This is a genomic window from Micromonospora purpureochromogenes (assembly GCF_900091515.1).
In the GTDB taxonomy this organism is placed as follows: Bacteria; Actinomycetota; Actinomycetes; order Mycobacteriales; family Micromonosporaceae; genus Micromonospora; species Micromonospora purpureochromogenes.
Map to the genome: position 1 here is coordinate 4,463,452 of NZ_LT607410.1, position 23,539 is coordinate 4,486,990.

The 23,539-nt window shown below is 68.0% G+C and carries 18 protein-coding genes; 14 read left to right on the forward strand and 4 right to left on the reverse strand.

The genetic code is table 11. The features are described 5' to 3' along the window. Positions 1-216: 216 nt before the first annotated feature. The 5 genes from GA0074696_RS20595 to GA0074696_RS20615 all read left to right on the forward strand — a co-directional run bounded on the left by GA0074696_RS20595 (position 217) and on the right by GA0074696_RS20615 (position 4,871). Positions 217-750, forward strand: coding sequence for a prepilin peptidase (locus tag GA0074696_RS20595; protein WP_157746067.1), 534 nt, complete (start codon positions 217-219; stop codon positions 748-750). A 670-nt stretch (positions 751-1,420) separates the two neighbouring features. Then, the gene (locus GA0074696_RS20600) at positions 1,421-2,935 is read left to right on the forward strand and encodes a hypothetical protein (RefSeq protein ID WP_088962615.1); all 1,515 of its coding nucleotides are present in this window, start codon (positions 1,421-1,423) and stop codon (positions 2,933-2,935) included. A 133-nt stretch (positions 2,936-3,068) separates the two neighbouring features. Then, positions 3,069-3,683, forward strand: coding sequence for a hypothetical protein (locus GA0074696_RS20605; protein WP_157746068.1), 615 nt, complete (start codon positions 3,069-3,071; stop codon positions 3,681-3,683). Beyond that, complete coding sequence (locus GA0074696_RS20610; protein WP_157746069.1) at positions 3,673-4,194, forward strand: ATP-binding protein; 522 nt, start codon at positions 3,673-3,675, stop codon at positions 4,192-4,194. Before GA0074696_RS20605 ends, GA0074696_RS20610 begins: the two co-directional genes overlap by 11 nt. Beyond that, complete coding sequence (locus GA0074696_RS20615; protein WP_088962618.1) at positions 4,191-4,871, forward strand: histidine phosphatase family protein; 681 nt, start codon at positions 4,191-4,193, stop codon at positions 4,869-4,871. The genes GA0074696_RS20610 and GA0074696_RS20615 overlap by 4 nt, the downstream gene beginning before the upstream one ends. Before the next feature lie 8 nt (positions 4,872-4,879). Here GA0074696_RS20615 and GA0074696_RS20620 read toward each other — a convergent pair whose 3' ends face one another. Further along, on the reverse strand, positions 4,880-6,562 hold the full coding sequence (locus GA0074696_RS20620; protein ID WP_088962619.1) for a carbamoyltransferase C-terminal domain-containing protein: 1,683 nt from the start codon (positions 6,560-6,562) through the stop codon (positions 4,880-4,882). Positions 6,563-6,744: 182 nt separating this feature from the next. On the opposite strand from GA0074696_RS20620, the gene GA0074696_RS20625 reads away from it, so the two are divergent. Both GA0074696_RS20625 and GA0074696_RS20630 read left to right on the forward strand, forming a co-directional pair. Continuing rightward, positions 6,745-7,365, forward strand: coding sequence for a class I SAM-dependent methyltransferase (locus GA0074696_RS20625; protein WP_231925464.1), 621 nt, complete (start codon positions 6,745-6,747; stop codon positions 7,363-7,365). A gap of 10 nt (positions 7,366-7,375) precedes the next feature. Beyond that, complete coding sequence (locus GA0074696_RS20630; protein WP_157746071.1) at positions 7,376-7,807, forward strand: pyridoxamine 5'-phosphate oxidase family protein; 432 nt, start codon at positions 7,376-7,378, stop codon at positions 7,805-7,807. 265 nt (positions 7,808-8,072) lie between these two features. Here GA0074696_RS20630 and GA0074696_RS20635 read toward each other — a convergent pair whose 3' ends face one another. Together GA0074696_RS20635 and GA0074696_RS20640 are read right to left on the reverse strand one after the other, a co-directional pair. Next, the gene (locus tag GA0074696_RS20635; RefSeq protein WP_088962622.1) at positions 8,073-9,131 is read right to left on the reverse strand and encodes a C40 family peptidase; all 1,059 of its coding nucleotides are present in this window, start codon (positions 9,129-9,131) and stop codon (positions 8,073-8,075) included. Further along, positions 9,128-9,604, reverse strand: coding sequence for a hypothetical protein (locus tag GA0074696_RS20640; protein ID WP_088962623.1), 477 nt, complete (start codon positions 9,602-9,604; stop codon positions 9,128-9,130). Before GA0074696_RS20640 ends, GA0074696_RS20635 begins: the two co-directional genes overlap by 4 nt. A 274-nt stretch (positions 9,605-9,878) precedes the next feature. Here GA0074696_RS20640 and GA0074696_RS20645 point away from each other — a divergent pair, with 274 nt between their 5' ends. The 7 genes from GA0074696_RS20645 to GA0074696_RS20675 all read left to right on the forward strand — a co-directional run bounded on the left by GA0074696_RS20645 (position 9,879) and on the right by GA0074696_RS20675 (position 18,400). Continuing rightward, positions 9,879-10,205: a hypothetical protein gene (locus GA0074696_RS20645; protein ID WP_231925100.1), complete on the forward strand. Its 327-nt coding sequence runs from the start codon at positions 9,879-9,881 to the stop codon at positions 10,203-10,205. 66 nt (positions 10,206-10,271) lie between these two features. Beyond that, a complete protein-coding gene (locus GA0074696_RS20650) occupies positions 10,272-10,964 on the forward strand; it encodes a hypothetical protein (RefSeq protein ID WP_157746072.1) in 693 nt (230 codons plus the stop codon). A 3-nt stretch (positions 10,965-10,967) separates the two neighbouring features. After that, complete coding sequence (locus GA0074696_RS20655) at positions 10,968-12,452, forward strand: hypothetical protein (RefSeq protein ID WP_157746073.1); 1,485 nt, start codon at positions 10,968-10,970, stop codon at positions 12,450-12,452. Beyond that, positions 12,449-13,939: an SCO6880 family protein gene (locus GA0074696_RS20660; protein WP_088962627.1), complete on the forward strand. Its 1,491-nt coding sequence runs from the start codon at positions 12,449-12,451 to the stop codon at positions 13,937-13,939. The genes GA0074696_RS20655 and GA0074696_RS20660 overlap by 4 nt, the downstream gene beginning before the upstream one ends. A gap of 25 nt (positions 13,940-13,964) precedes the next feature. Continuing rightward, a complete protein-coding gene (locus GA0074696_RS20665) occupies positions 13,965-15,407 on the forward strand; it encodes a hypothetical protein (protein ID WP_088962628.1) in 1,443 nt (480 codons plus the stop codon). Then, positions 15,404-17,245, forward strand: a complete 1,842-nt coding sequence (locus GA0074696_RS20670; protein ID WP_088962629.1) for a TraM recognition domain-containing protein — start codon at positions 15,404-15,406, stop codon at positions 17,243-17,245. The genes GA0074696_RS20665 and GA0074696_RS20670 overlap by 4 nt, the downstream gene beginning before the upstream one ends. A 21-nt stretch (positions 17,246-17,266) precedes the next feature. Then, the gene (locus GA0074696_RS20675; RefSeq protein WP_088962630.1) at positions 17,267-18,400 is read left to right on the forward strand and encodes a toprim domain-containing protein; all 1,134 of its coding nucleotides are present in this window, start codon (positions 17,267-17,269) and stop codon (positions 18,398-18,400) included. A 158-nt stretch (positions 18,401-18,558) separates the two neighbouring features. Here the strand turns inward: GA0074696_RS20675 and GA0074696_RS20680 are convergent, their stop codons facing one another. Beyond that, complete coding sequence (locus GA0074696_RS20680; RefSeq protein ID WP_157746074.1) at positions 18,559-23,532, reverse strand: P-loop NTPase family protein; 4,974 nt, start codon at positions 23,530-23,532, stop codon at positions 18,559-18,561. Positions 23,533-23,539 lie beyond the last annotated feature (7 nt).

Genomic DNA, 23,539 nt, shown 5'->3' on the forward strand with positions numbered 1-23,539 from the left:
GTTCCTCACCCGCCCAGCAGGGCTGAGCTGATCATGCTCGGTCTCTCTGTCACACCGATGTTGCGGTAGTTGGTCGTTCGCCTGGCCGTCCCAGCGGGCCAGATCAGCCGGCGGTCCTGTGAGTGCTGCGGCCTTGAGGTGAGTCCGGTTGGGCCCGGCTGGGCCGCGCTGCTGCCAAGCGGCCGGTGTTGGCAGCGGGTGGGCGCCCCTCCGTACGTGCTGGAGTCCTGCATTGCGATCGCAGTGACCATCGTGGTTCTCGCCGCTCCTACCATCCCGGTGTTGCTGGCCGGCCTGTGGTGGGTCGGCTGCGCAGTCCCGATCGTCTTCATCGACGCTCAGGTGCACCGCCTACCCAACGCCATCACCATGCCTGCGGCAGCCGGCGTCTTCGCTCTGCTCTCCGTCGATGCAGCACTCACCCATCGGTGGGATCCCCTGGTCAGCGCGACGATCTGCGCGGCTGTCACCACGACGGTGTTCGTCAGCATGGGGCTAGTCCTGGGCAGTCGCGGCATGGGTTTGGGCGACACCAAGCTCATCACCTCGGTGACCGCGCTGCTGGGCTGGTGGGGCTGGGGCGCGGCGTTCGGAGCGGTGTTCTTGGGCTTCCTGGCTGCAGGACTCGTGGGTGCCATGCTGTTGGCCGCCGGACGAGTGCGCCGAGGCACCCACATCCCGATGGGTCCGTTTTTCATAGCTGGTGCGATGGGGATGCTCGCGCTCACAGTCGGGGCACCGCCCGGGTAACTGGATCGACGCGATCCATCCGGCACCTTCTCGACCACCGCCTGGAGCACAACGGCGACTTCCGGTCGAAAGATGAGGAAGCATTCGTCAGGGTCCGATCCTGCGCGCCCCGGCGGGAAGCCACAACACCGCCCCGGGGCGATCGTCAGCGAACCTATGCGCCGACCCAAGAGCAGGCCGACCAAAGAGAACTAGCCTCCACCCTGTGAACATCGGCACCAGGGACTGGTCTGACCCTAATCCCGGCGCGCGTCTGGACTGATCTTGCAACGCCAGGACGGGGTTGCAAGATCGTTGACGGGTCAGCGGGGGCAGGGGTCAAGGCACTCCTCTTGCCGTCGCAGCATACCGCCTTGACCACTCACTGGCTCGCGTTCCATCATCCTTTTCGACCTTGGGCCGAACGGCTTAAGCGAGGACTCGCGCTAAGATCTCCATCCATGGTCGGCCGTTCGTCCTCAATGCAAGGACCGATCGTCGCCCCGAATGCTGTGTTGACAGTTTTGATACGCTCACTGTTGTGCTGGGTCGTCGGTTGTTAGCACCCTGATCGACGGCGGTCCGTGCGCCGTGCTGAACCACATGGATGAACAGCGCGTGTGCGGCTCCTTTCTGCGATCGTTCGCGGCTGGGCATTCTGACGGATGGGATGAACGTGCCAAGTGCGACAATGTACCTGGTCTATCCCTTTCGGCACCATCTTGACGATCGCGACATCGCGCGGTTCGAACCGTCCCCCTCGTCAGGCTGGCAGCACTGGTTCACCCGTCTGTCCGTAACGGATTTCGCCATCGCCGTCGACCACTCGTACTCGTTCATACCTCCAGTGAAGGCGATGCTGAACCCGGAGATGTTCGGCCGCGAGCGTGAGCAGCTCGTGGCACAGGGCGTTCCGACGGCCACCGGCGTGACGGAGGTGCGCCAAGCAATGGCCGCTAACTACTCGGCAAGCGGCAACTGGCGGGAGGCCTATAAGCACCGAGCGGTCCGTCTAACCTGGAACGCGCCGAGCCTGTGGATCCGGCAACCGCTGGTGCTCGAGACCGACCTGCGCAACACGCTGCGCCGATTCACCTTTCAGGTGCGCTGGGCTGACGCCTTGATGATGCCGGGTCACATCGGCGCCGTCGTCCTTCGGGTCGACCTAGAAGCGGCAGACTTGGAGGACATCGCATCAGTCACTCGGCACATCAAAAAGATCGTCTACCGCCGTCGGCTCACAGTTGGTGTGCCCTCGATCCGGCGACCGGACGGCAGCGTCACCTCTTGGGCGAAGATCTTGGAGTCGCTGCTAGAGGACCTGACCCTCGATCGTGGCCCGGTTAGCGTGCTCTCGGAGCTGGAATGGGCCGGCAGCCGGCGGGTGAACTGGCGGCTCGCCGTAATCGTCCGGGCCGATCCGCAGAGCAGCCTGCAGTGTTTCACATCCGGTCTGGAGGAGGCGGCATTCTGCATCTCGGTCGGCCGAGGTCCAAAGGAACTGGAAAACCTCCCAGCACCTTCGGATCTGCAGCGGCTGCGCGCAAGGAGCGAGCTCCAGCTATGGGAGAGCTGGCTGGCAGTCTACAACTATGACAATCTTGTTTTCGCCGTTGATGCGCACGATAGACGTCTCGAACAGGAGTTCTTGAACCACTGCGAGAACTTTGAGTACGAGTACTTGACGACGTTCGTCCTAGCTATCGTCCAGCGCTCCATATTGGACCTGCTCGCGAGCGACCTAGCGGCCGTCCCCGGCGACCTGCGGCGAGCGATTGATCAGTTGGACAGCATCGAGGGGAAACTAATCCGGTTCAACACCAGGTTATGGTTCGACCAAGTCGCCACGACGCCTGTCGGTGAGCCCTTGTACGAACTGCTAGCTGATCGGATGGGTCTCGCACACCAGCACGAGCAGGTATTCTCGGATGTAGAGCGGCTGCGCAACCATCTTAACGCTAGGGCCACAAAGAATCACAGTATCGTAGCCCGTCGCACCGAGACGCTTCTGCAGTTTTTGTCGATCGTAGCGGTGCCGCTAGGCCTATACCTCGCACTGTTCCAACAGAAGCTTGCCCAGTGGACCCCCTTGCAACGAGTGCCCCCCAGGCACATGTGGATCGGTATGGGGGCGGCCATACTATTGCTCGTCACGGCCTGGTGGTCATTGCGGCGCAAGAACAAGGCCACTCAAGATGACTTTTGAGCCGGAGGCGCGCGATGGAGTCGGCTTGGTTCTACGCAGTTTGACAGGCACTAGGCTGGCGGACCGGCGGGCGTATATCTCGCGTCGGCGCCAGATGTGGGATAGCGTCCTGACTCAGCTGGAAGCATCCGGTATGCAGGCGCTGGGCTCGTGGCGGTCCGGTCAATTCCATTTTTCCTGGGCTGACGGCACAAGCTTCAGCGACGTCGACGCTTGGACGGCCTTGGACGCCCGGCATCGCGAGGCGACGCTCCTCGCGGCCGCTGACGAGCGTTGGACTCAGTCGCTGCGTCTTTCCATCCATCCATACAACTACCAGCAAACGCTATCCTTGCGGGCGCAAAAGGTGCTTGCGGTGCTCAACCTCGCCAAAGTTCGACCGGGCGGCCCGGAACTCTGCCGGTACCACCTTCACAAAGGATTTCTGGCGCTGAGCAGGTCCGATCCGGCCGAGACGTATGCCGACACAGCGGCGCGTTTAGGGCAGGTCGGCCTGCACGCACTGGCGACCAAGCTGGGCTTGCGGATGAGGGAGAACTTGACTCTCGACCGCGCGGTCGTTCGCCTGCTGACGGGCGAGGTGCGAGCGTTCACGGGCCTGCGGACGTCATCTTGGAGCCAGTTACGCGCAAACCTGGCCGAGGTGGGCGCGCAGTTCCTGAACGACCCGCGATTGTCTATCGGACCGGAGTTTCGTGACTACCTGCGCACGAAGTTCTTGGGTGGTGTGCAGCACGATGCGCGATGACGAGGTGTACGCATTACTGTCGAGCCCCGGCTGGTTACTTATGCCGGTCGGGCTGCCCGGTGCCGGTAAGTCCACCCTGGGCGGTCTGCTCATCGCCCATGGCTTGATGGACCGGCACGGGATTCTGAGCACAGACAGGCTACGCGAGTGGCTCGGCGGCCGGCGGGACTGGCTTGGTGACGAGGATCTGGTGTTCCGCCACGCCCGGGAGATCCTGGCCGCTCGGTTGCGCAACGGCTTGAGCACCTACTTTGACGCGACGAATATCCGCGCGGCCGATCGAAACTATGCCTTTACAGCGGCTCAGGCCGCGGGGCGTGCTGTGCTGGTCATCCGATTCGCTGAACCGGAAGAGATGTGCCGACGACGCCGCGCGCACCAAGGCGTGGTCTACGATGACCAGGTGTGGGACGGGCTCGTGAAGGATCTCGCTGAGATCGACTGGAGCAGGCTCGCCGCTCCGTGGGTGGACAGCGCCGCATTGGCCCGCATCATCGCGGACCAGACGTGATCCTGCTGATCAGGCATGCCGAGGCCATCTGGACCGAAGCCGCAGTGGATGAGGTAGTCAGAGACCCCGATCTTACTGACGACGGCCGCCTTCAGGCGGCCTATCTGGCCAAAGCGTTGCAGAGAGAGCCGGTCGACGTCCTGGTGAGCTCGCCGTTGCGGCGGGCCGCTGCAACCTACGCGGTAGTCGCAGGACGTCCCGGGAATGCAACCGACTTCCAGGAGTGGCTCCGGGAGATTCACTACCCGGATTGGCGCGGCTGGCGGCTGGCCACCGTGCAGAGCATCCTTCGAGAGCACGACCGGGAGAGTGTGGAACAGCGCTGGGCGGGCCTTGCCGGCGGGGAGTCCGCCCAGGACCACATCGCCCTGGTCCGTGGCGGAGCCGAAGCGTTCCTGCGGAGTCACGGCCTGGTCCGGTCGCCTTCCGATCCGGCGCTGTGGGAGTTCACCGGTCCGCAACGTCGGATCGCGATGATCGGACACGTGGGCAGCCTCGCCACCATCGTGTCCATGCTCCTAGGGTTGGCTCCCGTGGCGTGGGAACGCCAACGGTTTCCGGTTCCGAACGCATCGATCACTCGGCTCGCTCCCGTGCAGGTAGGTTGCCGCTTTGCATTCAGCCTTCACAGTTTAGGGGACGACTCCTTCATGCCGCCCGAGATGCGCAGGCGGTGAGGTCCTGGTCACCGCCCCTTTCGGCTGTCTGACTTTGTGACGACGAACGGGCCCATCGCCAGCACGTCGAGCGGCGAACCAAAGAAGCTGCGGATCGCGTCTACAGGAGTACAAACGATCGGTTCGGGCCCGATGTTGAAAGAAGTATTCAGCACAACCCCGTGGCCAGTGGATGCCTTCATCCGGTCGAGTAAATCCCTAAATCGGCCGCTGGTCTGCGGCTGCGGGACGTGTAGCCGGCTCGTACCATCGTGGTGGATGATCTCCGGCACTGCCAGCCGGGCGTCGGGGCTTGCCTCGGTCGCCTCCAACATGTACGGGGCTTCAGCGACACCGAACAGGGCCACCGCGTCCTCGCGCCGGACCGATGGAGCGAATGGTCGCCATCGCTCGCGCCGCTTCAGGCGGTTAACTTTATGCGCGATTCCGGTTCGGTTGGGCGCAGCGAGGATCGACCGGTGCCCGAGGGCCCGAGGGCCGGCTTCGGCGGCGTCCTGGAACCAGCCCACGACGCGACCGTCGGCGAGTTCGGCGGCGACAGCGGCGGCCAGATCGCTGGGTTCCCTCCAGCCGCACCCGAGCTGTTCCAGGCAGGCCCGAAGCTCGTCGTCGGACCATTGCGGGCCCAGGTAGGCATGCCGTACGGGGCGGACGTCGATGCCATGCCGATATTGCTGCAAGGCGGCCGCGCCGATGGCGGTGCCCGCATCGCCGACAAGGGCGTGTACCGACAGCCGCGGACCCAGGCGGCGTCGTAGTGAACCGTTCGCGCTGCAATTGAGCGCCACCCCGCCGGAGAGCGCGAGATGCTTCGCGCCGGTCAGCGCGATCGCCAGGCCAGCCAGGTGGTCGACCACTCGCTCCAGCTCGTTCTGGACGGCCAGAGCGAAGCCGGGCCAAGGCGAGGGTGGCAGATGGTCGTCGGCAGCGAGTAGGTCAAACGGGCCTGGCGCGGGTACAGGCGTGTCCCGGGCGCCGCCAATCGTATTGGCGAACAGTTGGAACCAACCTGAGCGGGCCTGGCTGTGCCGCTCGGTGGGACTGGCAGAGGACCGGTCGGCGGGCAGGAGTGCGGTGACCCCGTCGTCCACCAGATTGAAGGCAGGAATGGACTTGGCAGCAGCCGGATCGCTGTACGCCGCCAACCCCATCAGCTTGCCCTCACCACCTCGGCCGAACCCGGCGAAGCGGGTCGCAGAGGAGTAAAAGCTTCCCAATGATTCCAGCACGTCCATACTAGCGACAGGGCTCAGATCGAGGTCGACGGTCTGGTAGATGGTGCTCGAACTCGTTTCGCCTCGGCCGTCCATGACCAGTACCGCGTCTGCGGCGTAATCACTAGCGACCACGGCCATCGCGGCATGGCAGTCGTGGTGTGGGAGGTAAACGATCTCACTGGGCCGAAGCTGGCGCAGGGCCGGCGCGTCCAGCAGCGCCTTGGCGGTTTCCCGCAGTACAGCCAGGTCGGGATCCAGCGCTGGGTCCCACCCGAAGGCTACAGCACCCACGTCGGCCAGGGAGATCCCGGCGCGTCGCACGCAATACAGAACCGACCGCACCGGTGCCGCCCGGTACGCCAGCTTTACGCGGATAAGGCGTTCCTCCTCGGCGAAGGCAATCAATTCTCCGTCCTTAAGCAGGCAGGAGGACCCGTCGTGTCCGAACCCGCCGCCGATGCCCAGCGTGTACATTTATCCGCCTCAGAGAGTTATCCTGTTGCCGCCGGGCAGTACTCCATGGCCGCGACGAATTACCGTGGATTGGAGGAAAGTACCGAATGACGGGCTGGGATGATCAGGTAGAAAGCTGGACGGTGCATGCCCGGTCCACGGGATCCGACCCATTCTTTTGGGAGGTTAACCTTCCAACAGTGATGGAACTCCTTCCGCCGCCGCCATGTCAAGTGCTCGACGTCGGAGCCGGTGAGGGACGGCTGACTCGGGCAATGACTGCTCGCGGTTACAGCGTGTTCCCCGTGGAGCGATCGCTCGGCATGCTACGGGCACTCCAGGTTGAGGACGGTAATCGGGCCGCGCTGAACGGCGATGCCTGTGCCCTGCCGATAAGGCCGGGCAGTGTCGATTGTGTGGTGTCGCTGATGGTGCTGATGTCGATCGCCGATGCGATGTCGGCGGTGCGCGAGGCCGCACGAGTGCTGCGCGACGGTGGGCTCGCCGTCTTCGCTGTCCTGCACCCACTGGTGACCTGCGGGCGCATGGGCGACGACGGCGACCTGAGGGTGAGCGACTACGGGAATTGCTCACTCCCTGCTCCCCGTCGCGTGCAGCGACGTGTGCCGCTAACGTACGAGCACTTCCACCGGCCGATCGGTACATACCTGTCCTGGTCGATCGACGCCGGCCTGACGCTCGAGGCAGTAGTCGAGCCGCTGCCGGGCGCGGAGCAAGTCGCCGCGCACCCGCGGTTCCGCCGCTGGGCAGGGGTTCCCAACATGTTGCTGTGGACAGCTCGTCGGCGTGTGTCTAGCCCCTAGAGTGGACTGCATGCTGCACCCCAAGACGCTTCGGCTCGTTCGTGCGGGCAGCTACGCCGCCTTGGCCACGGTCACCCCAGAAGGCGCGCTCTCATGTCACATGATGTGGGTTGGCTGCGACGACGATTTTCTCTACGTAAACACTGAGGTGGAACGGTACAAGTTCGGGAACATGCAGGTGGGTGACCCAGTAGCGCTGATGATATTCGAGTCGTCGCGGTCCTGGGTCGAGGTACGCGGGACAGTCGTTGGCCATATCTACGGCGATGCAGCGCTTGCCCAGCTTGACGAGCTTTCGATGATCTACAACCACCGGCCGTATGGGAAGCGTATCGACAGCCCTCGGGTGATTTGCCGCATCCGTCCGGACCGCGAATTCGTGTATCTCCCGTCGACTTCCCGAGCCAGCGATGAATCGGCTACTGGATCGGCAGCATCCTGACCATCTGGTCGTCGAACTAGACCGACCAGTGCGACCGGCGCGCCGGGGTGAAGTGTGACCCGAACGCGCCGCCCGCGACGCCTTGGCCCGCACCCGCCTGGCGTAGCCCAAGACCGGCCCCAAACGGCCGCTTCCTCGAGGCCAAGCGGCCGCGAACGAGAAAGGCGTGTCTTCGTGCAGACCGAGTTGCAGCCACAATGGTTGGCCCAAAGAGGCAGGCAGAGCCATTTTCTTCGAGTACGCAACGCATACAGCGGTAGAAGCCTCATGGCGGCAGCGGCCTGCGGATGGCAGCGACCTGCCGGCTCCAGTTGCTGACGGCGACGACCTTCACGATATCGCCGGTCTTGGGTGCTTGAACGAGGTACTGTCGGCCGCTCCGGTCGGTGCCAATGTACATGCCGACGTGGCGCGGCCGGGACATCGTGCCGTCGGAGCCGGGGATGAAGATCAGGTCGCCGGGTCGCATCGCCGCCAGAGAGGGAACGGCGACGCCGGTGTGCACCTGGTCGGCGGTGACCCGGGGAATCTGCACGCCGCCTTCGGCCCAAGCGGCCATCATCAGGCCGGAGCAGTCGTAGCTGTCGGGTCCTTCGGCGCCCCAGACGTAGGGCTTGCCTCGCTGAGCCAGCGCGAAGGAGAGCACGGCCCGAAGCTGCGGGTCCGTGGGCAGTACGAAGCCTTCGGGGAGGCCCTCGTCGTCCAGGGGCGGCAGCCCGTCGCCGCCGTCGCTGGTACAGACGATGTCCAGCCCGTCGCTGATCACCGCAACCAGCTGCTCAGCCTCGGGCTGCCACTTCGCGTACGCGTCAGGGAACGCCGAACGCTGCACTGCCTGCGCGGCCTGGGTGAGCGGCATGGTCTGCCAGCCGTCGACCTCGACCAGGTGCTCGTAGAACTTTCGGGCGGCGTATCGGGGGTCGAGGATCTGCTCGGGGGTGCCCCAGCCCTGGCTGGGGCGCTGCTGAAACAGGCCAAGCGAATCGTGGTCGTTGTCCGCGCCGAGGTGGCCGAGGTTGCGCAGGGTGGACTCCTGCATCGCGGTGGCGACGGCGAACTCCCAGCCGTAGCGCGGCACGTGCATCTCGGCGCCGACGGCGACGATGGTGGCAGCGTTGCCAACCTGCTCGGAGGTCCAGGAGCCCTGGGTGGGCCAGTCCCGTGGCGAGGCTGTCGCGCCGGGCGAGGCGCTGGGCGGACTGATGGTGCAGGCCGTGGCAGGGCTCGCCCCGAGTACCGACAGGGTGACGAATACGACCAGGGTCAGCGGTGCCAGGAGAACGGTGGCGAGCCCGCCGGCGAGGATCAGCGACCGGCGGCTCATCGCAGGCCTGCTTGGCGGATCTCGTAGCCGGTGACCCGCCAGCCTGGGCCGTCTGGGCCGCCGCGGCGCAGGGCGCAGTCGATGACGCTGCGCTCGGTCCAGCCGCGCCAGCCGTCCTCGCCCACGGGGGTCGCGGTCACCCGGATCGTGCGCCGGGCGGTGATTGCGTTGTCCGCCGGCTGCGGTAGGTCGGCGAAGGGCTCCACGACGGTGTTGAGGTGGACGCGGTGACCGGCCCAGGTCGCCCAGCGACCGTCGCGGTCGGCGGCGGCGCTCTGGCCTGCCAGGGTGCTGCTGGCGAAGCGCATGGCCCGCTGGTAGGCGTCGCCCGGGCCCGCGTCGCGGCGGGTGTCGGCGCTGTAGAGGGCCATCACGAACCGCGGGCACACCTGCCCCGCATCGGCGTACGAGAAGCCGGGCTGCGTCGGCGGCGGCACCGGGGCGGCCATGCCGACCGGTCCGAGGCTGGCCACGGGTCTGCTGTTGCTCGGCTTGGCTGACGTCGGCTGTGCGCCGGCGGCGCAGCCGGTAACGGCCAACGTCAGTGTCACTGCCGCTGCTACTCGGATTCGCGCGTCCATGGCCACGACGGTGTCGGGTCGCCGGGGCCGTTACCGCTGCCGGCCGCCGCTGGAAACGGTGGTAACGGAGGCGGCCACTCCAGCATCAACGCTGCCGTCAGCCCCGCCTGGTCAGGGTCCATGGCAGATGCCCGACTGGGGCGTCCTGACCTTCGGGAGACCTGCTGTGCTTGCTCACTACCTGACCACCGCCGCTGTCCTTGTGGAGGCGCAGATCGGTGCCGCCGCGGACGTCCTGGCCGCCCCCACTCCCCCGCCGGCGGCCCCACCCGGCCTGGAGGCGACCGGGAACCTGTTCCTCGGCTGGATGAAGTGGATTCTCATCGTCGCCGGCGTCGGCGGCCTGTTGGTCTGCGGGATCATGATGGCCGTCGGTCGCCGTAACCGCTCTGCGTTCGCCGCCGACGGCGCGGCCGGCATCCCCTGGGTGCTGGCCGGATTGACGTGCGGGGCGGTCGCGGCCGTCGTGGTCGGCGCGGTCCTGCCGGGCTGAGCAGTGACCTACGACGTCATCACTCGCGCCCGCCGCATCACGCGCCGCCGGGTCATCGCCGCTTGCGTGACCGCAGCGGCGGTGGTCGGTGCCGTGACCGTCGCGGTGGTGGTCGGCGCGGACCCGAATCAACCTGTCATCTCACCGGCGGGTCCGGGTACGCCAGCCCGCCCCGACGCTGGCGCCGCTACCGCTGGACCCGCAGACCTGCCCAGCGACCTGGGTTGGGCCAACGTGGCGGGCGTCTCCGTACCGGTGTCAAGCCAGTCTGGTCCTCGCCTCACCAGCGAAGGCCAGGCGCGCGGGTTCACGCACGACCGTGCCGGCGCGGTCCTCGCCGCAGTGCACATCGTCGTACGCGTCACCCCGCAGGTCGGTCCCACCGTCTTCGGCCCTACGTTGCGCACCCAGGTGGTCGGAACGGACGCGGCCGCGATGCGGGTCCAGGTGGCCCAGGCGTACGACGAGCTGCGCGCTCCGTCGGGAGTGGCGTACGGGCAGCCCATCGGGCACCTGTACGCCACCCTGCGGGGCTACCGGATTCTCAGCTATACGGACGACGAGGTGACCCTGTTCCTGTTGACCGAGGCTCCGGACGTGTCCGGGACGCCGGTGGCGGCCAGCACGGAGCTGCGCCTGCGCTGGACCGGCGCGGACTGGGCCCTGGTAGCCCCAGCGGGCGGCACCTTCGATCAGGCGGTCACAGCGGCGTCGCCCGCCGAGGTGACCACCTTCCTACCCTTCATCGCTGGCGGGTGAGTCATGCCTTCGTGCAACCCCTTCATCCCTCTGACCTGCACCGGGATCATCCCCGGCGGCTCGGCGAATCCCGCCGACATAGTCAGCAACACCATGGTCAACACGGTCCTGTCCGGCCTGGCCGCAGCCGTGCGGGAAGGCATTGAGTGGGTGACGGTCCTGTTGACCAGCTGGATGCTGATCCCCTCGAACGATCTGTGCTCCACCAACGGCAGCGACCCGAGCCAGTGGACAGCCGACTGGATCACCCAGTGCAACGCCGGCAGCGGCCCCGCCCAGGAGCTGCGCTCGTTCATGCTGCCCATCACGATCCTGCTGCTGGCCGGCGGACTGATCTGGCAGGGCATCGCCATCACCGTCAGCCGTAAGGGCGAGCCACTGCTGCAGGCGGTACGCGGCGTCTGGAACACCGCGCTGTGGGGCAGCATCGGCATCGCCGGCACCCATCTGGTGCTCAAGGCGGGTGACAGCTACTCCATGTGGCTGCTGAGCAAGGCCGTCCTCGACGACTCCAACAAGCCACCCAACGAGGCGATGAGCGAGGCCTTGGGTGCGCTGATGCTTCCGGCGGCCAATGTGGCCCCGTTCGTGATGATCCTCGTCGGTATGGTCGTCATGGCCGCCGCTCTCCTGCAGACGATCCTGATGGTCTTCCGCGAGGGATCGGTGGTGATCCTGGCGGGGCTGTTCCAGCTCGCGTCGGCGGGCACGGTGACCCGCGGTACCAGCGGCATGTTCCACAAGACCCTCGGCTGGTCGCTGGCTTTGGCCCTGTACAAGCCGGCCGCGATGTCGGTGTACGCCACCGCGTTCATGATGATGCGCGGCAACAGCCGGGACTGGCTGATGGGCCTGGGCATGCTGGTGCTGTCAGTGGTGGCCCTGCCCGCCCTGATGAAGTTCTTCACGATCTTCACCGGTCATGTCGCCTCAGGCGGCGGTGGCCTGGGGATGGTCGGAGCCGGTGCGGCGGCGGGTCTGCATGCCGCGTCGTCGGTGCGCGGAGCAGTCGGTGGTCACAGCGCCGGCGACCACGCCCGCTACATGGATTCCCAGGGACCTGGTAGCGGCGGCCGAACCGGTGGTGGCGGACCGACCGGGGCCATGCCTACCCCTTCGACACCGTCACCGGGTGGCGGCTCCGGCGGCGGGACCGGTAGCGCCCCGAAGGTGGTCAACGGCACGGCCACTACCGGCGGTGCGCCCGGCCCGGTGACGCCCACCACCACCGTGCCGGCTGGCACCGGCGCCACGGCATCCGCTGGTGCGGCCGCCGGCGGAGGCGCAGCAGCCGGGGGCGCGGCCGCTGGCGGGGGCGCGGCCGCCGGGGGTGGCATGGCGGCGGCCAGCGCGGCCGGAGCCGCCACCGGACCGGCGGCGCCGGTCGTCATCGGCGCCGCTGTGGTGGCCCAGGCCGGTGTGACCGCAGCAAAGGCGGGCGCGAGCACCGCCAGCTCCGCCATGCAGGAAGGGAGCTCACCGTCGTGAGCATTGACCAGGCGCAGGTGCGCACCTACGGGGGTTGGCGGCGGGCGCGGGGCATGGGCCTGTTCGGCCTCGGACCGATGCAGACCTTCGTCGTCCTCGCGGCGATCACCGTGCTGATCATCTCGGGGTCGATGGGGCTGCGGGCGCTGGCCATCTCCGCCGGACCGTGCACGCTGCTCGTGGCGCTGCTGGTGCTGCGGTGGGACGGGGTGCCGGTATCGGCCGGGATCGCGCAGCGGGTGCGGTGGTTGGTCGGCACCAGCCGCGGCTACACCTCGTACCGCTCCGGGGTGATGGTCGCCGGCCAGCACGCCTGGCAGCTGCCGGGCGTGCTGGCGCCCACCACCCTGCTGACGGTCGACGATCAGAGCGGTGGCGGGTACGCGGTGGTCTACAACAAGCGGTTGGGAACCATGACGGTGACGCTGCGCTGCGCGGCCACCTCGACCTGGCTGGCCGACCCCGAGGCCAGCGCGGCGTGGGTGGCCAACTGGGGCGGATGGCTGGCGAACCTGGGCTACCTGCCGATCGTCGACCACGTCGCGGTCACCGTGGACACCGCGCCGGATCCGGGCTCCCGACTCGCCGACCATGTCAGCCGGCGGATCGTGCCCCACGGGCCTGCGTCGGCTCGACGGGTGCTGCAACGGCTGGTGGAGGTGTCCCCGGCAGCCGCCGCCGACGTGGAGACCCGGGTGTCGGTGACCTTCAAGCCCGGCGCCTCCCCCAGCAAGCCCAAGAACCTCGACGAGGCGCTGGAAGAGATCAGCCGAACCCTGCCCGGCCTGCAGGACTCCCTGGGCAGCTGCGGCCTGACCGTCCTCGGCCGGGCCACCGCGGAGAACATCTCGGCCATCGTGCGTACGGCCTTCGACCCGGCCAGCCGGGGCGACGTGGCCCGGCTGACCGCGACCCCCGGGCTTGACCTGAGTCGGTGGGTGGACTGGGACACCGCCGGGCCGGTGATGGCCGAGGAGCACCTCGACCGGTACGTGCACGACTCCGGCACGTCGGTGTCGTGGGCGTGGCACGAGGCGCCGCGCCAGCACGTGCATGCCGACGTCCTCGCTCGCCTGCTCGCCCCGGGTCCGTACCCGAAGCGGGTGTCGCTGCTGTACCGGCCTTTCCCTGCTGGAGAGGCGGCGCGGATCGTCGAGAGTGAGGTCAACGCCGCGGCGTTCCGGGCGGCGTACAACCGGGCGCAAAAACGCGACGAGTCCGCCCGGGACCACGCCGACCGGGAACGGGCCCTGCAGACCGCGCGGGAAGAGGCGACCGGCTCCGGGGTGGGCCTGATGTCGCTGTTCGTCACCACCACCGTCGTCTCCGCCGAGGACCTGGGCCGGGCCATCGCCGACGTCGAGTCCCGCGCCGACGTGGCCAAGATTCGGCTACGGCAGCTACGCGCCAGCCAGGCCGCCGGCTTCGCCACCACCCTGCCCTGCGGCGTCTGCCCGCCGCAGCTGGCCCGCCACTGGCCCCGCTGACACAGCCCGCGATCTGGAGAATCCGATGAAGAGCAGCACCATCGACGCGGCCGTACTGGCGCCGGCATGGGGTGTACGCGCCCCCGGCGCCGGCCGGGCCAGCCACGTCTCCCCCGGCATGGAATACCAGGGCACCACCGTGCAACTGTGTGGCCTCTACCCGTTCGTCGCCGGGTCCGGCGCGCCCACGATCGGGGTGCCGATCGGGCGGCACATGCTGTGGGGCGAGGTCGTCTGCCTCGACCCCCTCGAATGGCTGCGCGAGGGCCTGATCACCAACCCCGGCGTGTTCGTGCTCGGCCAACCCGGCGTCGGCAAGTCCACGGTGGTCAAACGGCTCATCACCGGCATGACCGGATTCGGCACCAGCGCGCTGATCCTCGGCGACACCAAGCCCGACTACACCCGGCTCGTCGAACACCTCGGCGGGCAGGTCATCCGGGTCGGCCGTGGCCTGGATCGGCTCAACCCGCTGGACTCCGGCCCGCTGGGCAGCGCCCTTGCCCGTATGGGCACCGCCGATGCCCGGCAGCTGCGGCTGGAGATCCGGGGCCGGCGGATGTCGCTGCTGCTGGCGCTGTGCGCCTTGGTACGCGGACAGGCGCTGAACAACACCGAGGAGATCATCCTCGGCCGGGCGATCGACCTACTCGCCGAACGTCTTGAGCGCGACCCAACGGTGCCCGACGTGCTAAGCCTGGTCGAAGTCGGCGCCGACGAGCTGCTCACCGCGGCCCGGGCGCGGACCGACGGCGAGTACCGCCGCCGCGTCGACCAGCTCGTGCCCACCCTGGCGCTGCTGTGCGAGGGCAGCCTGCACGGGGTGTTCGACGGCCCCACGACCAAGCCCCTGGACCTGGACGCCCCAGCCGTCAGCGTCGACATCTCCCAGGTCGCCGCCGCCGGCGAACAACTGGTAGCCGCCGCGATGCTGTGCACCTGGGCGTACGGCTTCGGCATGGTCGACGCCGCATCCGTGCTGGCCGACCAGGGCCTGGCTCCGCGCCGGCAATATCTCGGCGTGATGGACGAGCTGTGGCGGGCCCTGCGCGGCGCATCGGGGCTCGTCGAGCACGCCGACGCGCTGACTCGACTCAACCGGCAGCGAGGCATGGCCAGCGTGATGGTCACCCACTCCCTAGCCGACCTCGACGCCCTGCCCACGCCTGAGGACCGAGCCAAGGCGCAGGGCTTCATCGAACGATCCGCCATCAAGATCCTCGCCGGGCTACCGCCGCGCGAGCTGAACCGGGTCAACGAGGTGATCAAGCTGTCGGGACCCGAGCGGGAGCTGGTGGCGTCCTGGGCCGCGCCGGAAGCTTGGTTCGCCGGCTCCGTGCATCCCGGCCGGGGCAAGTACCTCATCAAGACCGGCGAACGCAACGGACTGCCGGTGTCGCTGACCCTGGTCGGCGAGGAATGGGAGCTCTACGACACCGACGCCGCGATCCGGCAGGTGCAGCCATGAACACGAGGCCCGTCGAGCCGCGCGGCAGCGCCGGCGGACCGCTCACCCCGTTCGTGATGCTCGGGCTGGTGTGGGCGGTGATCGCCCTGATGTGGCTGTCCTGGCTAGCCGGACGAATCGCCGCCACTGTGACCAGGCATCCCGCCACTGGACCCGGCTTCGGGTCCGCGTACCTGGAACACCTGCTGCATACCGACTGGGCCGCGCTGTGGCCCGGGATCTCCCCCACCGCGGTGGGCGTCGCCTACGCCGTGCTGCTTCTGGTCCTGGTCGGCCTGGGCACCCTCGCGGCGGTGTGGTGGCAGGAGCGCAAACCCGACGCCGAGGACCCGCTGCCGTCGCTGGCCGGCCCGGCCGAGGTACGGGCGATGACGCTGCCCGCCATGGCCGCTAAGGCCCGACGCCTGCGCCGGGTCCTGGCAGACGTGCCGGTGAAGGAGATCTCGGCCGAGTCGGCCGGCGTCGTCCTCGGCGCGCACCGGCGGCGGCGTGGCTCGGGTCCCCGCGTCTACTCCTCCTGGGAGGACGTCGTACTGGCGGTGATGGCGCCCCGCGCAGGCAAGACAACCGCGCTGGCGGTGCAGTCGATTCTCAATGCACCGGGGGCGGCCCTCGCAACCAGCAACAAGCCCGACCTGTGGGCCACCACGGCGGCCGCCCGGGCGGAGCACGGCACCGTGTGGGTGTTCGACCCGCAGTCCATCGCCCACGTGCCGCAAGGCTGGTGGTGGAACCCACTGGCCGCCGTGGAGGACGTCGAGGACGCCCACCGGTTGGCCAACCACTTCGTCCAGCAGGTCCGCAACTCCCAGGGCAGCGACGACTTCTGGATCCAGGGCGCGCTGGACCTGCTCACCTCCCTGATCCTCGCTGCGGCGATCGAGGGCCGCACGCTCACCTCAGTGCAGGCGTGGCTGTCGGACTCCACCTCCCGCGAGCCGGCCACGATCCTCAAGAGCCACGGCTTCGGAGCCTCCGCCCGAGCCATGTCCGGCCGCCAGGCCGGCGCACCGGAAACCCGCGAAGGGCTCTACGAGACCGCCCGCACCGCCGCGGCGTGCTTGGCCAACCCGACCATCATGTCCTGGGTTACCCCACCGGACCTACCGTTGCCGGCGCTGGATATCGAGGCGTTAGTCGAGAGCGCCGACACGCTGTACCTGCTGTCCAAGGACGGCGCGGGTGCGGCCGCACCGCTCGTCGCCGGCCTGACCGACCAGGTGCTCCGCGCAGCGGTCACCGTCGCCGAAGCGCACGGCGGCCGGCTCGACCCGCCGCTGGTCGCCTGCCTGGACGAAGCCGCGAACATCTGCAAGATCGCGGACCTACCGGAGCTTTACAGCCACTTCGGCAGCCGGGGCATCATCCCGCTGACCATCCTGCAGTCCTACCGGCAAGGCACCAGGGTCTGGGGCGAGCAGGGCATGGACGCGCTCTGGTCCGCCGCCACGATCAAGCTGGTCGGCGCGGGCATCGACGACGCCCGGTTCGCCGAAGACCTGTCCCGGCTCGTCGGCGAACACGACGTCACCGTCGCCTCGCGCACCCGTGACGGTCAGGGCCGTACGTCGTACCAGACATCGGTACGCCGGCAGCGGATCCTCGACCCCGCGCAGATCCGGGCGCTGCCGAAGGGCTCGGCGCTGTTGTTCGCCACCGGCGTCAAGGTGGCCATGCTCAACCTGCTCCCCTGGTACGACGAGCCCAGCGCCGAGCGGCTGACCGCCGCGGTCGCCGCCTCCACCGCTGAGATGACCCGTCGGGCGCAACGCACCCGCGCCGCGCGTCGGGACCGCATGGCGCAGCGCTCCTGGCGGGGACGGGCGGGCCAAAGCTAGCTTGGATATCGGAGGTAGGCCATGGGCGCACCTCGACTCAGTCATCCGACGCCCTCGATACGCGGTCTCGGGGTCGATCCCCAGCGGCTACTCGCGGCCGTCGAGGCCGCGGTAACGTACTACCGCAATCAGCTTGCATACGCTGACGGCCCTCGCGCCTATCTCGTCGATCGCGGTCTCGGTGTCGTTGTGCAGCGGGAGTGGCCGTGGCGGGTCGGGTATGCCCAACCCGGTTGGAGTTCGCTGACGCGCCACCTGCGCGCTGCCGGCTTCACGGCGGAGGAGTTGGTCGGCGCAGGCCTGGCGACCCGCGCCCGAGGCGACGCGGACCGGCTGCTTGACGTGTTCCGGGACCGGATCATGTTCCCCGTGCGCGACCCAGCCGGTCATGCGGTGGCGTTCCTCGGCCGCGCCGGCCCTGGTCCCGGGGATGGTGTGCCGAAATACATCAACAGCCCTGAGACTGCGATCTACGACAAGGGACGGCTGTTGTTCGGTGTTGCGGAGCAGCAGGACCGCCTCAACGAACGGTGGACGCCGGTCCTGGTCGAAGGGCCGGCCGATGTCCTCGCTGTGTGGCTGTCCTACTCCCGGTCGCGCCGGGCAGGAGCGGTGGCTCTCGCGCCGTGCGGCAACATGCTGACCGACGGCCAGGCCGCGATCCTGCGGGACCTGCCTGGTGCCGCGCGGGGCATTGTGGCGGCATTCGATGCGGACCCGGCCGGCCGTGGCGCAGTGGACCGGGCCTGGCAACTGCTCCGGCAGCAACGCTTGCCCGGCCCGTTGCTGGCGGCTGAGTTCAGTGCTGGCGCTGACCCGGCGGACCTGCTGCACCGGCCGAACGGCAGGGCTCAGCTGCGGGCCGCCCTGCAGTGGCGGGAACGGCCCATGCTCGACGCGGTGGTTGACCACCGCCTCGCCCGGCTCATCGAGCGGCACCCCCGATTATTGGAGGACATCGACGGCAGGTGTGCCGCGGTACGCGTCCTGGTGCCGCTGGTATTTGAGGCGGTGAGTCCGGACGAGGCGATCCGGGTGGCCCAACGCATTGTCGCTGGCACAGGGGCGGGGGTCGACACAGTCGCGATTGCTGCACTCGCGCACCTGGAAGACGCGCTACACGGCCCCCGCCAGCGTACCGAGCCCGCTGCGTAGCCTGGTACGAGCAGGGGACGGTCGCAGACGAGGCAGTGCCTGCCGTGCTTGACGATCTCGATGACGTTATTGACGACGTCGCGCAGACCAAGCTTTCGACTTCAGCGGGTAGCGCTCAAAGACTCGCGGAGGCTGGTACGACTTCAGCTTTGCGGGCGCTACGCCTCCAGTTCGCGCTGAATCTGGGTCGCCTCGGTTGACCCCTGCGCCGCCAGGTTGTCAACAAGCTGCCGGAGAATCAGCCGCTGGGCCTCCAGGTTCTCGTGCTGTTCCAGGACGGCGACACGCAGCCAGGCAGCGATGTATCGACTGTCGTGCAGGATCCGGGCCGCGTCGTCGCCGAGTATCCGCATGATCAGCTGCACCCCGGCGGGAGTGAAAGTCAGCCCCATGGAGCCCAGACAGATGATGAGTCGGTCGCAGAGGCTGGGGTGTGGGGCGTACGCGTCCATCCACCGCCTCAGGGCGTGTGCCCACTTCCGGCCTGGCCAAAGGGCCGCATCGGGCCGCTTGGGTAGAAGCGCCTTGTCGAGGTCCGCCTCGTCGCGCCGGTACGACCGGTCCTCACCTGGTCCTGGGACGTGCCGGGCTCCGGGAAGAAGACAGTCCAGGATCGTGGGCCAGACGGCGAACAGCCGCTGGCCCTGCTCCGGCGAGACGGCTTGTTCTGCAAGGGCGGCCACCAGCCCGGTCAGCTGCTCCGGCACAGTAGTGAACCCGTCCAGGTATCGATCAAGTAGCGCGTCGTCGCCTGCCAGGACGTTGCCCGCGACCCAGGCGTCCATCTCGCGGCGCCAGACGCTGGAACCGTGGTATTGGTGGCGAACCCACTCTGTCGGCCATGCCCTCAGGTCGTGTCCCACGAGCGTGGTCAGCGCGACTCGAGCCGCTCTCCCATGTTCGCAGTCACGTGCGGCTGCAGCCTTCATGCCGGGTAGAGCGTCAGCCGCCTCGACGAGAGCGAGCGTGACGTCCGGCTGCTGAAGTGCAGCTTCGAGCGGTTCCGTCAGCCGCAAGCGGGGCCGCTCGAAGCCATTCCACGGCCCAGTTCCAGCGTCCAGGAGCATCTCGTGGTACACCGCCATGCCTGCGGCGTGGTTCGCCTGCCGCGCCTCGTCCTCCCGGCAGGTATCCGTCCACATGGCCTGAAGGCCCCGCGTTAGACGGTTTCGCACCTGCCGTGACGTGGTCCTCGCCAGCCGTTCGACTGCCGTGGCTACCTCTGCGCGCGTGGCACTGCTCGCAGCCAGCAGGTCGTCGTTGAGGAGGATCATGGGCAGCGCGGTGGCGGCTGAGCGGTCGGCGCCCATATCCCAGCTCATGTCGCGACCAGACCGGTAGCTTTCTGGTTCCGGAGTGGTGCCAGTCGCGACATGGGTGAGCACCCCGACGGCCTCGGGAAGCAGTACTCGCTCATCGTTCTCGTCAGCAGCGGCCTGCACCACGACCGCTGCGGCGACGATCGCCTGCGCGTCATCGATGGTGTAGAGCGGGCTGGCGCCAGGCGTGTCGGCAATCGACTGCAGGGTCTCCTGGACCTGGGTATACAGCTGCGCGGCCCGTGGCTCGCTTGCCTGCCCGTCGCGAATCTTCATGGCAGCGAACATGTAGTTGCTCAAGGTGAGGCTTAGCGTCGCTGCTCGGCCACCGCCGTGTTCCAGTTGCTCCTGCACGTCAGCTGGTACGTCGAGCGATATCTCGACTGTGCCGGGCTGCTCGGTGGATGGGGTGGTCCGGTACGCCTCAGCGTCGAGGGTGAGTGCTCGACGGCGTGGAACTGACAGCCGAGGGTCGTCGCCCGGTGGGTTGCCTAAGGCTTCGCGCGATTTGGCCAAGAGCCGTTCCCCCAGAGCCTTCAGCGCCGCCTTGCGCTCGGCGTCACCAGTCAGCACGAGCCATGTAGCGATTCGGTCCGGAGTTACCCGTAGGGCCGCTTGGTCGTCAGCCGCCTGGCTGAGCCCGCTCTCGCCGACGACCCGGCCGATCTCCAGGTCCCACACGTCGGGGTGTTCGAGGAACGCGTCGATGATGTCGCCGGCCGCCGCCAGGTCCGAGACAAGCAGGGAATAAGCCACCGCGGGGAAGGCCACGCTCGTGCCAGCTTCCAGCACGTCGTCGAGGACGTCGGCCAGGGGTTGACTCTGGATCTGCGCCTTCGCCCACGCGCGCAGCGCCAAGAGAGCCGACATCGCGACGTAGGCGCCGTTCCCAGACCGCCGGTACCAGGCCCACGCGGTTGCAGGCCCGTCGTAGGTAACGGCCTCGTCCCAGTGCGGCAGCTTCAGCTGCAGGTGGATGACACTCGGCGGGCTGTCAAATGATTCCTCAACCCGGATGCGGGCGGCTGCGGCTGCATCGACGACCGCCCCGATCAGCAGCAGCCCGTGCTTGGGCGAGTTGGCCAAGAGCGCCGCAAACGGTCCCCAGTTCGGCCCAGCCAGCCCGAAGCCCAAGCGGAACGACGTGCGATGGGAATGGCCGCGTACGCCCTCCTCGTCCTCGTACCCCGACAGCTCCAAGCGTCGCCGTCTAGCCCTAGGGCGTGGGCGCGCCGGCCGGCACCCGGGGACATCAGGATCGAGCGTGAGGGGAAGATCAAGGTAGTAGGTTCCGGCGACCTCGAGCAGGAGGTCGGGGTTGTCCCGTGCCAGCGCTGACGCCACCTCCGGGTCCTCGGCCACCACGTCCAGGTCGTCCCCTCGTGCGCGGTCCAGCAGCGCGCGGCCTTCCGCAGAGAGATACCCCCCGAGCAGTCCCACCACCGCCAGAGCCGACTCGTATCGGTCGCCGTACGAGTCCTCGCGCGCCCACGTGGCGACGGCTGCGCTCAACACCGTGGGATCAGGGATGAAGGTGGCCGCACGGCGCTCGTTGACCTCAACACTCACGAGCCAGCGTTGAATCAGATGGGTCGCGGCAACCGTCAGCCGCTCGGGTAGGCGGTCAGACAGCAGGCCGAGGAGCGCCACCACTGGTGCAGCAAGCACGTCATCAATCAGAAGTCCCGTGCCGTCCGGCTCGTGGCGTGACGTGGTGGCGTAGCGGCCGGTCACGTCGACGAGCTTGTTCAGGCCCGCGCCATCGCCTGCCAGCAGCTCAGGTGCCAGCGCCGCCAGCAGGCCGCCCGGGCTCCCTATGGAGACAAGCGCTTCAAACGGGACCTCATCCCAACGGCTCCCGTCCCGGGCGGAGAGGTCTCGGCGGAGATCGAGGATCTCCGCCCACACCCGGCGGATCTCAGCGGCGTCGCCCACCTCGGTCTCGGCGAGTTTTCGCTGGATCGCCAGTCTCACCGCCCGAATGAGCGACCGCGGGGTGCTGGCCGCCGCCAAGAGGGTGGAAGCGTCGTCATCGCCGAGCCGCATGGCTGCGGCGTAGTCCGCCAGGACGTCGTGGGCGAAACGGTACGTGGAACTCTTGCGCCTGAGGATGTCGTCGCTGACAAGTCCACTCACGGCGGTGCCGTCCACCCCAGACAGGCGGCTGGTTCCCGTGCCCGCGATGACCGCTTCCGCCAGCGTGCTCCACGCGACGTCACGGTCATGCGCCGAACCCTGCCCGGGCACCAGTCCCTCGCTCCGTCGTACGACCTTCTCGTGCACGAGGGCGATGACGTCCTCTTCCCCGAACGCTTCACCCTCCTCAGGCGAAGCCTGAGAACGGACCATGAGATCGACCAGGTATGGCCGGCGTAGGAGCCGCTTGCTCCGAGGATGGCGCAGCAGTGGTGCCAGGGCGGGGAAAGCGACGCTGACCTCGTCGACTTCAAGGTCCGAAAGCTCATCGAGCTTGATGTGGGTCTTCAGCCGATCCCCGAGCCGCTCGGTGAGGGGCGCAGTCGCGTCGGCCCGGCTCGTGATTACAACCGTCCACGGCGGCGAGGTCACCCCGTCCGTTGGCGCCGCTCCGAGCAGTGACTCCAGCAGCCGTCCCGAATCGGTCAGCGCGTGCTCGGCCCCGTCGATGAGCAGTACCCGGGGGCCAGTCGTGGGCGCAGAGGCAAGCACCGTACCGAGATGGGACACCCCAAGTTCCTGCTGGACCGTGGCCAGCGTGTCCCCACTGCGTGTCGTCAAGTTGATGGCCACGACCGTCGCGTCGTCACGAAGTCCTTGGACTGCGTGGCGGGCCAAGACCGACTTGCCGACACCGGCCGCTCCGGACACGAGCACAATGCCACCGCCAATGGCCTCGGCGAGCGCTTCGGCCGCCGTCGCTCGCTCCAGCCGCAGAGTCCCCCCCATCTGGTCCACGGTCTGGGCAAGTTCCTGGCGGGAGGCGTCAAGGATGCGTCCAAGCTCCACCTGGTGGCGCGGATCCGCCGTCAGCGGTATGCCACGGGTGAAGAGCGCCGCCCGGACCATAGGGGCCTCAATGACCCCTGCGCTCGGCCCCCAGGTTTCCGCCAGCGTTCTTAGCTCGGAGAAGACGGCGTGGGCCCCCTGCCCGCCAGACGGCAGGATCGTCGCCAATCGGCTCTGGGCTTCCAGCACGTCGCGGCCGTCGTCACTCACCTCGAAGATCCATACCCGCAGGTACTTGAGCAGCTTGTAGGTCAGCTCGTCGATCTCCGCGCCGTCCAGGCTTCCGCCGCGCGCCCTCAGGACATTGGTCATCGCGTCCTTGACATGCCCGTACCGCGTTCGCACTTCCTTGCCTGTGGCGCCGGGGACCAGTACGCCAAGGAATGTCTCAGCGGTGGCGTGGGATCGGGCCAGATCTACTAGTCGCTTAAGTTGGTCTAGCGGCCCCCGCGGGCCCGAGGCTGCGAACCCAAGCTGCAAGCGCCCATCGGCGAGCGCTTCGCGCTGCTGCAGCATGGTATCCAGGCACTGGCCCAACGCATCGACGAAGGCGGTGTCAGAAGCGCTGGGCGAGGCCGTTCGCTTGATCTGGAAGTCGATGCCGGTCTCAGCCGTGTCGGTGCGCGACCGCAGCACGAGATCGTCGAGCGCGTTCCCGGCGACGCGGCGCTGAAGAGCCACGGTCGTTGGCGGTGCGCTCAGCCCTGGAAGCAGATCACCGGTCAGCAGCCGAGCCAGCGCTACGGCGCCAAGGCTGTACTCCTCGACGGTGCCGGCGCCGCCCGTGGCCTCCGGAGATACCTGGTTCTGCGGTGGTTGCGCTGTCACGGTCTGG